The organism is Saliphagus sp. GCM10025317 (genome assembly GCF_042663665.1).
Classification (GTDB): Archaea; Halobacteriota; Halobacteria; order Halobacteriales; family Natrialbaceae; genus Natronosalvus.
In genome coordinates this window covers 859,551-872,926 of the sequence record NZ_JBHTAQ010000005.1, presented here as the reverse complement: position 1 = coordinate 872,926, position 13,376 = coordinate 859,551, and the positions used below count along the sequence as shown (strand labels likewise).

Genomic DNA, 13,376 nt, shown 5'->3' with positions numbered 1-13,376 from the left:
GGTACGCAGGACGCGAAGAAGATCAGGTGGAGTGGGGCTGACGTGGTCAAACTCGCGGCGAAATTCCTTCAGCGCATCTTCGTTTCACTGATCGACTCGTCGTCCCCGTCCAGCGGTGCACACCACTTATCCCCATCGAGGTGTTAGCACACGACACGTGCCGTGAGACAGGCTCACGGTCTCGACACACGCATGAGCGAAGAGGACACAGACGACCCGAACGATCCGAACTCGAGCGAATCCGAAGACCGGCCTCGCGCGTTCCGACTGAGAGCCGGCTTGCGGTCCCTCTCGACCCTGCTCGGCAACCTGGTGGAGGTCTCCGTGGGGGATCCACCCCCAGTGAACTCGGCCGACCGGACGACCGTCGAGGGTGGCGGGGAGTACCGTCGACGCCAGGAAGCCCAACCGGAACGCACCCGAGTCAAGCGAGTGCGGAAGACGACGACCGACTACCTGATCGACACCCGCCTGGACGGCGACGAGTTCCTCGTCACCGCCGACGTCCCCGGGGCAAGCAAAGACGACCTCTCGGTGGGGATCGACTCGAGCACGAACCAACTCGTGATCAGTCGCGAGGGAACCGTCCTCGAGCGCGTCGAAATTCCCTGGCGATCGCCCGAAACGACCGAGGCCTGGTTCAACAACGGCGTTCTCGAAATTCGCGTCCGACGATCGAGTACGAACCGACGTATCGATTCACCCAGGTAGACCGCGAGCAACGGCTTCGGATCACCGGTGTGGTTCACGACACTATTGACGAGAAAGGCATTGCTACCCCGCCCCTGTTCTCAACTCAACAGCCGATACAGGCTGCTCGCCGCCACCGCGAGCAAGACCAGCACGCTCGAGAGCACGGGATCGATACTCGAGACGAGCGGCGCCTCGAGGCCGGACACCGCGATCAGGACCAGACCGAAGACGCCCACGAGGAGGTGGCCGATCAGGACGGACCGATCCGTCGACTGGTCGCCGTCGACGTAGCCGTAGACCGTCTCGAAGGTCGGCCCCGGCGTGATCGTCTTCGCTGTCGAGTCGTACTCGATGACGCCGTCTTCCTCTAGTTGGGGCAGGTGCGTCTGCTGTAAAGAGACGTAGACACTCTTGTACAGATTGTTCGGAACGGAACTCCCATCGGTTTCCGTCGAGGCAATTTCGGAGGCGACGTCGGAGACGTCGAGTCGGCCGTGTTCGTCAGCGAGCAACTGAACGATTGCCCGCCGTCGGTCGTTACCCAGAATGTGAAAGACATCGCTCTCGGCGAGCGATCCCGTTCGGCTCTGCTGTACCGACATGATTCAGCTGCCTCGACAGCGGATATCGCTGGAAGACGTTCCACCACCTACCATCGTATTACCTCTCAATTCGCGTACTGCACCCTTCAATCTGATGTAAAATGTGCTAGACGTTTCGGGCGAACGAAACGTACACGGCGTGACACGTACCGACGATCGCACCACCGCGTCGTGAAACCGTCGTGGAACAGGCTCGAAAGCCGTGTTAGCGAGAAGGAAGATGGCCACCCGATTGCATTTCGCGGTAGGTCGTACACGCGGGACAGCCGTGTACGACGTCGCCGTTGTCGCCGAAGACGCGAGCGAACTGCTGGGTCACGTGCGTTCCGCAGTTTTCACACCGCGTACCTGTCGCCGACGATTCGTTCGGAGTCCAGTTGAGTCGAGTCGTTGTCATGGATTGGAAAGGGGGATTCGATGCAGTCGTCCTGGCTATACACGCACTCGAACGAGGGAGCGCTCGAGCAGTACTCAACCGAGGTGTTCAGATCCGAATAAAAGAGGCCGACCGTTCAGTTCGGTCAGAGCGGGTAGAACCGGTTAATACGCTGTTTTACCGACGTCTGGGCCGCTGTGACCGATTTGTGCGGGTGTGCTGGCCGACAACTTCCGCCCGGATTCACCCGCGTTCGCTCGAATTCACCGTTTAGGAGACCGATATCGGGCACCGAAATTCGAACTTTCCATCGGGAAATTCCACCTTTCGTGACGGAACGGGCGCCCTTCGCCGAGTAAGGCTGTCCGTTATAAAATACTAGTCCTCCTTACGAGTTAGATGGTTAGAACGTACCGATGGCCTGTCACTGTCGACAGTTGACGTCGGTGCTGCCCCACAACCCGATTACGGTCTCACAACGGAGATTCCACACATGTCCACTCACGTAAACGACACGGCGACAGAATCGACAGTCAACCCGGCGGCTCAGCTCAACGTGCTCGGCGACGAGTGTGCGCGAACGATCCTCGTCGCCGCCAGCGAGGGACCACGGACCGCGAAAGAACTGACCGAACGAACCGACTGCTCGTCGGCGACAATCTATCGACGGATCAACAACCTCCTCGAGAGTGAGTTGCTGGCGGAGTGCATCCGGTTCGAACCGGACGGGACGCACACGACGGCCTACGAGTCGACCGTCGACCGCGTGCAGGTCGAGATCGGCGAGACGGGGATCACGGTTTCGACCGGGGCGGGCCACGACACGGAAACGGAGCCGAGCGTGCAGGCGCGACGTGGCGGCACCCGGTAGATTCGCGACCCGCCGTTGCGATCAGATCGGGGGAATACGACGGGTGGCGCTCTCGGGGGAGTTAGCCCGAGTTCACGCGATAAAGACGAGCATAGCGTGAAAACAGTACATTCCGTTGACAAAACCGAGAGCGAGCAACGGCTGTATGATGCGGATAACAAATATCCAATCTACGGAACGGTCCATGTGATTGAGCAATGCACGACCTGACCGGATTCCAGCGAGACCTGCTATACGTAATCGCCGGCGCGGACCGCCCGTCCGGACAAACCGTCAAAGAAGAAGTCGAACAGTACTACAGCTCCGAGATCAATCACGGACGGCTGTACCCGAACCTCGATACGCTCGTCAACAAGGAGCTGGTCGAAAAGGGACAACTCGACAGACGAACGAACTATTACGCGATTACCGACGAGGGGCTCGATCGGATCAGCGAGCGCCGCGACTGGGAGGCCCAGTACGTCGACGTCTAGGGGGACGGCGGCCGTGACCGGCCGACGTCGAACGGCAAGTGACGAGCTGCGCCCAGGACGATCGCCGACACTGTTTTCCGATCGTCGGTGAGCGGGGAGCGACGAACAGCGAGCGACGCGACCACCGTCGACGAGCAACGTTGCCGTCGAACAAACGCCTGAATGAGGTCACCCGCGGCGCCTGAACGAAGCTACTCGAGCAGATCGCGCGCTCGATCCCATGCCGGGCCATCGCTGGCGAGCGCTATCGCGCCACCCGGTCGCTCCAACCCGAACGACCGGGCGGTGCTGCAGTCGGCGGGTGACAGTCGACGGTCGACGGTCGACGGACGGCGGCCGACCGTCGAAAGTCACAATCACGTTTTACGTCGGGAACGAACGATGAATACCGACTCGAGGACGGTAATCCGGCCATAACAAAGGCCGGCTACCGCTAGCAATTCACTGATTCGAGTATGTCCGGTGTCCCTGACCGACTCCTGTGGAGGCGGAATCGATGAGTCTCACCACGAAGACCCAGAACACCGTCGGAGCGGTGGGTCGGTACCCGACCGACCTCGCGTTCGTCACGCTCGCGACGGTCCTCGCGTACGTGCTCGTCACGAACCTGCCGCCGGGAAGCGGCCTCCGCCTGCTGTCCGCGCTGACGTTCGTCTCGTTCCTGCCCGGCTACGCGCTCGTCTCGATGCTCTTCCCGGTTCGGGCCAGAGCACGAGCCCCAGGACCACAGGCGACCGCCGAGGCCCGTCCAGGCGGTATCGACGCCGTCGAACGACTGGCGCTCGGTCTGGGGCTCTCGATCGCAGTCGTCCCGATCGTCGTGCTGGCGCTCCCGCTGACGCGCTGGGGCCTCACAGTCGGTTCGACCGTCGGCGCGCTCGCGGTAGTGACCGTCGTGGCCGCCCAGCTCGCGGTGATCCGCCGGCTCCGCGTCCCGCCCGCGGATCGCTTTACGGTGTCGCTTGCCGATCTGCGAAGCCGCTTCTCGAGCGCGAACGAAACCGGAGCGGCCCGCGCCTCGTCGCTCTTGCTCGGACTCGCGGTCATCGCTGCCGTCGGCGTGTTGCTGTACTCGTTCACGGCGCCGATGGCCGCCGGGGGGTTCACCCAGCTGGCCATCTACACGGCCGAGGGCGACGGCGACCTCGAGGCCGAGATGCCCGACACGGTCGCCCCCGGGGACTCGATCCCGATCACCTTCCAGATCCACAACGAGGAGGGCCGGGAGATGGAGTACACCGTGGTGATGCAAGAGCAGGTGGTCGCTGACGGCGAGGTCGTCGAGCGAGTGACCCACCAGGAGGTGTCGGCGATCAGCCAGTCCGAGGACGGTGGACAGATCACCGCCGAGCGATCGGTGACACCGACCGCCGGAGACGGCGAGACGGTTCGCATCGCGGTAATGCTCTTCGAGGGCGACGCCCCCGAGACGGCCACGATGGAGGAGGCCACCGAGTACACGTACTTCTGGGTCACGGTGGAGACGCCGCCGGACGCGCCCGGCTCGAGCGGCGAGGCCGACGGCGGCGAGGAATCGGGTGCCGACGCGGACGGCGCCGAGGGTGGCGACGGCGGTGACGACAGCAGCGGTGAAGAGGAGGGCGCTGGCGAGGACGGCGGAGAGGACGACGGCTCCGACGAGAGCGACGAATCCGAGTCTGATGAGGGCTCGAGTGATGAGAGCGAGGGTGGAGACGAAAGTGAAGATGATGAAGGAGATGAGGACGAAACCGACGAGGGCAGCGATGAGGAAGGCGGCGAGGGCGGCGATGAAGACGAGAGTGAAGACGGAGATAACGGTGAAGAAGACGGTGGTGAGGACGAAGAGGCCGACGAAGATGAGGATGGAGGCGAAGACGAGGAGTGACACACTCACCGTGACGGCAAGGTCCCCACGCGCGGAAGCGCGAGTCGGTTGAGATAATAACGAACATCGACTCGGCCTCGCCGATCCCTCAGAGGGAGCCCTCGAGTCGAGAAACACTATGTCACGACGCCGATCCTGCAATTCCGAATCGATACGTAAAGCATGAATGCTGTCAACCCTGCAGAGTGGCCTCGAGAACAGTGCTAGCTGTTTTTTGGAGGTTCATAATTGGGCTATGCGTCCGGAAGATGTGTGTAGAGAGTGTTATAGAGGGCATCTAGGAAGAGGCGCGCTCCGGTATTGCAAGATCGAGATCACGCTCGAGAATGCGTACGGTCGCACAAACGTTGGGTAGAGGACCTCTCAAGTCAATATATGGGCGTCTGAACGAATAGCAGGGCCAACCAGATCGGCAGGTGAGCACGGTATGTCTCATCGTCGGCGTCCAACCCTTCAATGTCTTTCTCGAGGCAATACACCTGAATAACGGATTGAGGAGGCCTGAGAGCGTCGTTTACACTTTTTGTATTGAAGGTATACCTACACACCAATCCAAGCAGATGAAATGCCCAAAATCGATAGCAGGAATCCGATTATGAACTTCTGGATAGCATATCCTGAGAGGAGGTTACTTATTCGAGGTGGTGGCTCAAATCCCTGCATAGAGGGCGTCATACCATCGAATTCAAATCGAGCTAGCGGACTCGAGCCAGCATTTCGGTCCATCGTCTATCGATCGTCGCTCAACACGGAAAACGCCATACGGAAACCGATTATGAACTTTTGAAAGCGTGAATTTACCCTTATTCACATCCCTTTTTGGTTGTTCTTCTCTCTGTCGTTCAAGCCTGACGCTGCTCTGAGTGCCATCTCGAGCAAAAACTGCCCACACAAATCTCCGTCTTCCTAGTTTCGTTCTCAAACCACCATACCACGCACCTTCCGGACGATTACAGCGATTGTGACATCCTCACCCGCCCTAAAGGGTGGGGTTTCCTACAAGGGAAGCCCTAAGTGGGAGGTTTCAGGACTCGAAGGCCGCAAGCGTCGTCTGTCGGGATCTCCGACTCGGCGTGCGGTGTCCTGTGGCCGTGTCACAACGGCACCCATTCCGTGTCGAGTCATTGCGTTCCGGTTTCCAAGGAACGCTCTCTCCCCACGGATCAAAACGACCGGCGATATTCGCGGCCGCGTTGATATCTGCTTGATACTCCGTGACCCAACACTCCGCGTTCGTGCACCGGAACTCGGCTTGCGACCCACGACGGCCGATGTGGCCGCACGCGTGGCATGTCTGGGACGTGTAGCGCGGGTTCACGAACTCGACCGGAATACCGGCTTCGAGGGCCTTGTCCTCAATGCGGTCGGTAAGTCGAGCGAACGCCCACGAGTGCAAGCGTCGGTTCATGTACTTGCCGTAATCCAGGTTCTCGCGGATGTACGACAAGTCCTCGAGTACGATCACCGGGTCGTCGAAAGACTCGGCGTACTCGATGGTTTCTCGAGACGCCTTCTCGACGATATCCGTGAGTGCGTTCTGGAAGTGGTCGAAGCGTTCATCTATCCGCCACTGCTCGGCGTCACGCTCTTGCAGGCGCTTCAGGGTCGTGTACATCTCCTCGCGGAGTGCGCGAGCACGACCGCCATCGTAGATGAACGGTTGGGTCGGAGTGTCGTTCTGACAGGCACAGCCCGTCAGCAGTTTGGACTCGCCGATATCGAAGCCAACTCGAGTCGGGTCGTCCGGGATCTCTGGTTCGGTAACGTCGTACTCGACGGTGACGTGCAGCATCCAACTGGTTCGGTGCTGTTGCAGTCGGAACTCACCGACTGCCGCGCTCTCGTCGAGCAGGTCGAACCAGAGCGATTCCTGCTCGGGATTGATTCGAAGTGGAATCCAGAATGCGTTGCCACGTCCGGCCTGTGGAACGCGCCAGCAGAACCCGTGCGTTCGATCGTCGGAATGGTCAAGAGTGAATCCGCGGTTCGTAAATCGAACCGGGTGCTCGTCCTTGATCTCCGACGCGTTGTACGTATCCCGAAGCGACGGGACGTAGTTCTTGAGCGCGTCCTTTGCGTAGGACGTGAGCGTGTACGGCGTAACGACGTCGTTAACCGCCGTCTGCGTATCCGCTCCACTCTCGAAGGCGTCCGAAAGGGCGCGTCGATAGGTCGTCACGGTGCGCTCAAGGCGTTGCTCTTTGCCCATAGTGGGCGGGGCGAGCGTGGCTTCGAGCGTTTTTGTGGCGGTCGCCGTCACAACTACGAGTACGAGAGCGTAATAGTTAAAACTAACGAAAAACTAAGTAGGTGTGTTGATGCCCAACTTGAATATCGAAGTGGATCAAGACGAGTACGACCGCCTGAGCGAAATCAAAGACGCGCACGGCCTCACCTGGAAAGGAGTGTTGCTCCAAGGTGCGAAATCGTTGGACACCAAGGGGCCGTTGTAGGGCGAGTCGAGACACGAACGAACGCGATTCCTCCCCGTGCTAAAGCACGGGGTTTCCTCGCTACCGCAAGATGATCGTCGAACTTTGTTGGAACCCTCAACGAACGACTGGTTGAAATCCCTTTCCCGTAGTCAATGCGGTGAGCAAAACGAGTGTTTGCTGGCCTTTGTGTGAATCTCCGAACCTCGTTCGCAAGTCGATACACGTTCTGGCTGGACCCCTCGAGTCCACCGACTCAGTTCGGCTCGACGCGAGCCCCGTACCCCGACTCCCCGACGACCTCGCCGTCGTCGTAGACGATCTCGCCGCGGACCACCGTCGTCACCGCCTTCCCGGTGAAGGTCTCGCCCTCGAACGGCGTCACGCAGTTCTTCGAGTGTAACTCGGAGGCGTCCCCGAGCGTCCACTCCAGGTCGGGGTCGACGATCGTAATATCGGCGTCCGTCCCCACCTGCAGCGACCCCTTCTGTGGGTACAGCCCCCAGACCTGGGCGGGGCGCGCCGCGTGGTGGTAAGCCCACTCCTCGAGCGTGAGCCGTCCCTGCTCGACGAACGAGAGCAGCGCGGGGACTTCGGTCTCGAGGCCGACGAAGCCGGAGATGGCGTCCCAGGTGTTCCCGAAGGGGTCGTCGACCAGCTTTTCTTCAGGCGTGTGCGGCGCGTGATCGGTGGCGACGCAGTCGATGGCACCGGTCTGGAAGGCCCTCCAGAGCCGGTCGCGCTGGTCGGCGTCCCGGATCGGTGGCTGGATCCGGGCGACGTTGCCCTTCTCCTCGAGAACCGACTCGGTGAACCAGAGGTAGTGCGGGCAGGTCTCGGCGGTCACGTCGACGCCGCGCTCCTTGCCGCGGGCGACGGCCTCCGCACCCGACCCCGAGGAAACGTGGAACATGTGGATCTTCGCGCCGGTTTCCTCGGCGAAGGTGACCATGCGCTCGATGGCCTCCCGTTCGGCGATAACCGGCCGGGAGTGAGCGTGGTCGATCGGTCGGTTCTTCCCCGCGTCCTGGAACTGGCGGGTGTAGTGGTCGATGATCTCCCCGTTCTCCTCGTGGAAGCCGAGACGCTTGCCCGTCTCCCGAATCTTTTCCATCGCCTCGAGGATCTCGCCGTCGTTCGGCGGCGGGACGTCCCCAACGGTCGAGCCGAGGAAGATTTTGTAACCAGTAGCACCCGCCTCGTCCAGGGCAGGAATGTGCTCGAGGTTCTCGGAGGTGACGACGACGTAGCTCCCGAAGTCGACGTGGGCGCTCGCGTCGCCGCGCTCGAGTTTCAACTCGAGGTGCTCGGGCCGGTCGATGACGGGATCGGTGTTTGGCATGCCGACGACGGTCGTGACCCCGCCCGCGGCGGCCGCCCGGGTGGCCGACTCCCAGTCTTCCTTGTACTCAAGGCCAGGTTCGCGGTTGTGGATGTGGCAATCGACGACGCCGGGGGCGATGACGTTACCCGCTGCGTCGAGCGTTCGGTCCGCGTCGGGCAACCGCTCGCTCCTACCGACTGCGACGATCGTGCCGTCCTCGACGGCGATACCCGAATCCGGGCTCCGGCCCGCGGGCGTGAGGACGGTTCCGTTGTGAATAACGAGGTCGACGGGCATGGCTCGAGGTTCCGAAGCCGCGGGGAAATAGCTTCTGTTCGGGCGGGTTTCGTCGGCCATTTTCCACGAGCGGTGGCTCGAAGGTGACGAGTTCGAGTGGCCGAAATTGGGTACAAGCCGTGTTGGTGAGATTCGAAGGCGCGCTCGAGACGGTCGACGCGATAATCGGCCGTTCCATCGAGGCTCGATATTACTATAGAAAATATAGATTTTGTTGGAATTCTTAATTGGAAATAAGTTTTAGAAACCGTGCTAAATACACAGCGCGAGTCTTGCACAATGGCCTGACAAACGGCATGACCTGAATACGCGTGATAGCATTGAGAAGCCAGCAAGTGTGTTTTTATTCGTATACCCTAACCGTAGAGCATGATCGGCCAGACCTCTCCACCAGAATGGGTGACAGATGTACTGTCGGCATACGACCAGGTGTTGTCAGAATTGTTTTGGTTCCTCATGGCCCTCGGGATCGTCTATTTCATCGGCCGGATCGTTCTCGTTCCTCTCGTCACTCGAGTTGTTAGATCGCGCAATCGCAATAACCCCACGATCGAGACTGCAACGAAGACGTACCTTCGGGTGGTTCTGATCGGGTTTGCGATCCTGACGGGCATTATCGCCGCTGGGTACGGAAGGGTGTTTTCCGAATCGGCGGTCATCATCGCAGCCATCACGTTTGCCCTCGGTATCGCCGGGCAGCACGTGTTCGGTTCGCTGATCAGCGGGATGTTTCTCGTCGCCGATCCCGACTTTAACGTTGGCGACTGGATAGAGTGGCCGGGTGGGGAAGGCACCATCGAAGCAGTCGACTTTCGCGTCACGCGAGTTCGGACACTGGACAACGAAACGATCTCGGTCCCGAACACTGAACTCACGAACAACGCGCTCACCCGGCCCTACGGTCGGGACCAGTACCGGATCACGGAACAGGTGTCCGTCGCCTACTACGAGGACACCGAGCGGGCGATGATGGAGATTCAGCAGATTGCCGTCAATTATGATTCGATCCTCGATGATCCAGCGCCGAACGCACGGATTCTCGAGCTCGGGGAGAACGCGATCACGGTGCAAGCAGAGTTGTGGATAGAAGATCCGAACAACAAGGACATCTTGACGATTCGCTCGGACTTCCGTCGATTAGTGAAACGACACTTCGATGAGGAAGATATCGCGCTCGCTCCGCCCTCTGAACAGTTGCTCTCGGGTGAAGTTACCGTGACAGATCGGCAGAGCGAGTCACCAGCCTCAAACGGCGTTTGAAAACGGGCCATCAGAGCCAAAATAGAGTCAAATGTGATGCTCGAGCCAGACCGAAGTCAACTCGAGACGCGCGCAGTTCGAGACTCAGTTCGTCGTCACAATCTCGATGACATCGCGGGCCTCGACGGGGTAGTCCTTGCCTAACTGGCGGTTGCTCCGGCAGTCGATGGCGTAGAGGAAGCCGTCGCCGATGTCGGAGTGGAGGCTGTAGGCGAAATCCTCCGCGGTCGACTCCGGCGGGATCAGGAAACAGTCGGGCAGCACCTCGCCGCGCTCGTTCCCCAGGCCGTTGGCACCGCCGGGAAACACCGGCGTCACGCCGAGAACGTCGAACAGGGCCGTCTCGAGGGCCGCCTGAACACCCGTCGCGCCGTAGGATTGGAGGAAGTCGCGAATCTGCTCGAGACCTTCCTTCTGGCTCTCGGAGATGTCGCCCGTGATCTCGAAGTCGTCGTCGCCCGGTTGGTACTCGACGACGCCGGCCTTGTCGGCCGACTTGAGCGCCTTCTCGGCGTGGGCACTACAGGGAACGATGGTCAGGTGCTCGTACTCGGGGTCGCTCGTGATCTCGTCGTAGTTCTCCTGGGCCGCGGGCGTGTCCATCTTGTTCGCCGCGATCACCATCGGCTTCGTCGCCTTGCGAATTTCGCGGGCCAACTCGAGTTTGTCCTCGTCGTCCCACTCCTCGGGGTCGAAACCGATGTCGACGCGCCGAATGAGGAGTTTGAGTTCGTCTTCGTTCGTCTTGAACGCGCTCATCTGTTCGGCCAGATCCTCCTCGATGGCGTCGTCCTCGGTGACGTAGCCCGACGAGTAGCGGTTGATCCCCTTCTCGAGCACGCCCAGGTACCACTGGTCGAGTTCGGTCTCGAGGAAGTCGATGTCCTCGCGGGGGTCGTGGCCCTCGGTGGGTTCGCCCTCGAGGTTCGTTTCGCCGGAGAAGTCGACGACGTGGACGAGCACGTCGGTCTCGTTGAGGTCCGTGAGGAACTGGTTCCCGAGGCCTTTGCCCTCGTGGGCGCCGGGGATGAGGCCGGCAACGTCGACGAGTTTCGTGGGGACGAAGCGGGTACCGTGCTCGCAGTAGCCGACGTTGGGGGTGCACTCCTCGTCGAACTCGGGGGCCGCACACTCGACGCGAACGTAGGCCTCGCCGGCGCTTGGGTCGATAGTGGTGAACGGGTAGGCCCCCTCGGGGACGTCGTTCATCGTGGCGGCGTTGAAGAAGGAGGACTTGCCGACGGAGGGTTTGCCGACGAGTCCGATCCGGTAACTGCTGGTCATTACCAGTCGTGAGCGCGGCCCGGCTAAACGGCTTTTGTTCCCGTCGCCGTGTGAAAGGAGACGGCATGCCACGGTCTCGAATCGAGGACTCGAGCGACGGCGCCCGTACGTATTTAGTCCTCCAGTGTCACGTTGGGAACGTGAATGCTCCGTCGTCCGGAACGGACGCCAATCGCTATTTCGACGGGCGAAGGGGTCCGTTAGCGCTCGGACTGTCGTACGTCGCGGTCGGCATCGCGCTGTTTTACGCGCTGGCGACGGACTCCATCGAACTGGTGACGGCCGTTCTCGTCGGCGTGCTCGGATTGCTACTCCTCTCGCTGTACGTCGTCATCAGACGAGAAGGGTTGGTCACTGCCGAAAACAAGCTCATCGGTACCTTCGTTCTGGTCGCAATGGGACTGCTGTTCGGTCTCTACGAGTTCACCGCCCTCTCGTCGGAAGTCGTCTTTGGAATCGTCTTCGTGGTCGGCGTCATCGTCCCTCACCTGCTCCTCAAGTACACCGACCACGGAACGTCGGGGTGACCTCATCGAGCGGTCTCGAACCCCGCGTGAGGATCAGACGTGCGTCGGCGGTTCGACCGCCGTCTCGATGTCGAGTTCGCCGGCGACGTCCTCCAGGAGACTCCCTTTGACCTCCGCGGTCCGCCAGCCGATTTCGGCCACCAGCGGCGGCCCGAACGTCTCGCGGATGGTCTCGAGGTGTGCGCGCTCGGTCTTCACGCGCTCGCGGAGGTACCGCGCGCCGCGGCCGTTCTCGTCGTCGTCGGGTTCGGGCGTGAGTTTGTTGGCGACGAGGCCGCGGACGGGGAGGTCCTTCTCCTCGAGGTCGGTGATCGAGCGTTCGGTCTCATTGAGTGAGAGTTCGTCGGGGTTCAAGACGAGGAAGAAGGCCGCATCGTCGCCGAGCGTGTCTCCGGCGAACCGGAAGAACTCCTTGCGCTCCTGGAGGCGCGCGAGGACGGGGTCGCCGTCCATCACGCGGCGCGGTTCGTGGTTCCCGATCGCGGCCTTCTCGAAGAGGTCGATGCTCGTCCGACGTTTGTACATCAGCCGGTCGATCCAGCCCTCGAGCAGGTCCGGCAGGCCGAGCAAGCGGAGCGTGCTACCGGAGGGAGCGGTGTCGAAGACGACCCGGTCGTACCCCTCGGAATTGCGCATGACCTCGATGAACCGGTCGAACAGGGCCGACTCGTAGGCCCCGGGCGTCCCGTGAGCCATCTCGAGTTGGCGGTTGATCTCGTTGACCATCGCCGCCGAGACCTGCTCGGAGAGATCTCGTCGGATGTCGTCGAGGTGGCGCGTGACCTCTTCCTCGGGGTCGAGTTGCATCGCCTCGAGGCCGTCGATGCCCTCGACTGGCGTCGGATCGTCGTCGAAGGGCTGGTCGAACACGTCGGTTACCGAGTGGGCCGGGTCGGTCGAGACGACGAGCGTCCGCAGCCCGTCGCGAGCACAGCGCAGGCCGTAGGCACAGGAGACGGTGGTCTTTCCGACCCCGCCCTTGCCGCCGAAGAAGACGAAGGGTTCCATGTCGATCAGAAGTGATACTGCTGGCCTTTGCGCTCGATGAGCATGTCGCGATCCCACAGCCGGCGCTCCCAGGCCTCGAACTCGGTCTCGAGGTACGGCAGGAGTTCAGCGGTGTAGTACGACACGGGCGACGGGATGCCGAACGCGTCGGGGAAACACGCGAGCAGGAACACGTCCTCGATGTCCTCGGCTTCCTTCTCGATCTTCTCGTAGGCCGGATGCGTGATCATCCCGTGGTAGAGCCCACGGAGCCACTCCTCGAGCGTTTCTCGAAAGCGTTCGATGCGATCGGCCAGGTCCATGCCCTGATGTGGGAGGCCGACGGGTAAAAGGTATCGCGGCGTCGAGCGCTCGAGGATCGG

Annotated in this window: 14 protein-coding genes; 7 read left to right on the top strand and 7 right to left on the bottom strand. The window is 61.2% G+C overall.

Annotated features, from left to right (window positions below; all coding sequences use genetic code 11):
* The first annotated feature begins 192 nt into the window (after nucleotides 1-192).
* A complete protein-coding gene (locus tag ACFQS4_RS06365) occupies nucleotides 193-711 on the top strand; it encodes an Hsp20/alpha crystallin family protein (RefSeq protein WP_497902814.1) in 519 nt (172 codons plus the stop codon).
* An 80-nt stretch (nucleotides 712-791) separates the two neighbouring features.
* Here the strand turns inward: ACFQS4_RS06365 and ACFQS4_RS06360 are convergent, their stop codons facing one another.
* Nucleotides 792-1,295, bottom strand: a complete 504-nt coding sequence (locus ACFQS4_RS06360; RefSeq protein WP_497902813.1) for a DUF7344 domain-containing protein — start codon at nucleotides 1,293-1,295, stop codon at nucleotides 792-794.
* 205 nt (nucleotides 1,296-1,500) lie between these two features.
* Entirely contained in the window at nucleotides 1,501-1,692 is a 192-nt protein-coding gene (locus tag ACFQS4_RS06355) for a DUF7563 family protein (protein WP_253433255.1), read from the bottom strand.
* 472 nt (nucleotides 1,693-2,164) lie between these two features.
* Between ACFQS4_RS06355 and ACFQS4_RS06350 the strand changes: the two genes are divergently transcribed.
* The 3 genes from ACFQS4_RS06350 to ACFQS4_RS06340 all read left to right on the top strand — a co-directional run bounded on the left by ACFQS4_RS06350 (nucleotide 2,165) and on the right by ACFQS4_RS06340 (nucleotide 4,882).
* The gene (locus ACFQS4_RS06350) at nucleotides 2,165-2,542 is read left to right on the top strand and encodes a helix-turn-helix domain-containing protein (protein ID WP_497902812.1); all 378 of its coding nucleotides are present in this window, start codon (nucleotides 2,165-2,167) and stop codon (nucleotides 2,540-2,542) included.
* A gap of 197 nt (nucleotides 2,543-2,739) precedes the next feature.
* Nucleotides 2,740-3,015 (top strand): PadR family transcriptional regulator, encoded by a 276-nt coding sequence (locus ACFQS4_RS06345; protein WP_254159748.1) that lies wholly within the window; start codon nucleotides 2,740-2,742, stop codon nucleotides 3,013-3,015.
* Between the two features lie 496 nt (nucleotides 3,016-3,511).
* On the top strand, nucleotides 3,512-4,882 hold the full coding sequence (locus ACFQS4_RS06340; protein WP_497902811.1) for a DUF8471 domain-containing protein: 1,371 nt from the start codon (nucleotides 3,512-3,514) through the stop codon (nucleotides 4,880-4,882).
* A 1,024-nt stretch (nucleotides 4,883-5,906) separates the two neighbouring features.
* Here ACFQS4_RS06340 and ACFQS4_RS06335 read toward each other — a convergent pair.
* A complete protein-coding gene (locus ACFQS4_RS06335; protein ID WP_497902810.1) occupies nucleotides 5,907-7,142 on the bottom strand; it encodes an RNA-guided endonuclease TnpB family protein in 1,236 nt (411 codons plus the stop codon).
* A 58-nt stretch (nucleotides 7,143-7,200) separates the two neighbouring features.
* Here ACFQS4_RS06335 and ACFQS4_RS06330 point away from each other — a divergent pair, with 58 nt between their 5' ends.
* Nucleotides 7,201-7,335, top strand: coding sequence for a hypothetical protein (locus ACFQS4_RS06330; protein WP_497902809.1), 135 nt, complete (start codon nucleotides 7,201-7,203; stop codon nucleotides 7,333-7,335).
* Nucleotides 7,336-7,570: 235 nt separating this feature from the next.
* Here ACFQS4_RS06330 and allB read toward each other — a convergent pair whose 3' ends face one another.
* Nucleotides 7,571-8,935, bottom strand: a complete 1,365-nt coding sequence (gene allB, locus ACFQS4_RS06325; protein ID WP_497902808.1) for an allantoinase AllB — start codon at nucleotides 8,933-8,935, stop codon at nucleotides 7,571-7,573.
* A 369-nt stretch (nucleotides 8,936-9,304) separates the two neighbouring features.
* Here allB and ACFQS4_RS06320 point away from each other — a divergent pair, with 369 nt between their 5' ends.
* On the top strand, nucleotides 9,305-10,195 hold the full coding sequence (locus ACFQS4_RS06320; protein WP_500192554.1) for a mechanosensitive ion channel family protein: 891 nt from the start codon (nucleotides 9,305-9,307) through the stop codon (nucleotides 10,193-10,195).
* An 84-nt stretch (nucleotides 10,196-10,279) separates the two neighbouring features.
* Here ACFQS4_RS06320 and ACFQS4_RS06315 read toward each other — a convergent pair whose 3' ends face one another.
* Nucleotides 10,280-11,479, bottom strand: coding sequence for a redox-regulated ATPase YchF (locus ACFQS4_RS06315; protein ID WP_497902806.1), 1,200 nt, complete (start codon nucleotides 11,477-11,479; stop codon nucleotides 10,280-10,282).
* Nucleotides 11,480-11,544: 65 nt separating this feature from the next.
* Between ACFQS4_RS06315 and ACFQS4_RS06310 the strand changes: the two genes are divergently transcribed.
* A complete protein-coding gene (locus ACFQS4_RS06310; protein WP_497902805.1) occupies nucleotides 11,545-12,006 on the top strand; it encodes a DUF7987 family protein in 462 nt (153 codons plus the stop codon).
* 33 nt (nucleotides 12,007-12,039) lie between these two features.
* Here ACFQS4_RS06310 and ACFQS4_RS06305 read toward each other — a convergent pair whose 3' ends face one another.
* A complete protein-coding gene (locus ACFQS4_RS06305; RefSeq protein ID WP_497902804.1) occupies nucleotides 12,040-13,014 on the bottom strand; it encodes an ArsA family ATPase in 975 nt (324 codons plus the stop codon).
* Nucleotides 13,015-13,019: 5 nt separating this feature from the next.
* A complete protein-coding gene (locus tag ACFQS4_RS06300; protein ID WP_253433231.1) occupies nucleotides 13,020-13,316 on the bottom strand; it encodes a DUF7990 family protein in 297 nt (98 codons plus the stop codon).
* Between the last annotated feature and the right edge of the window lie 60 nt (nucleotides 13,317-13,376).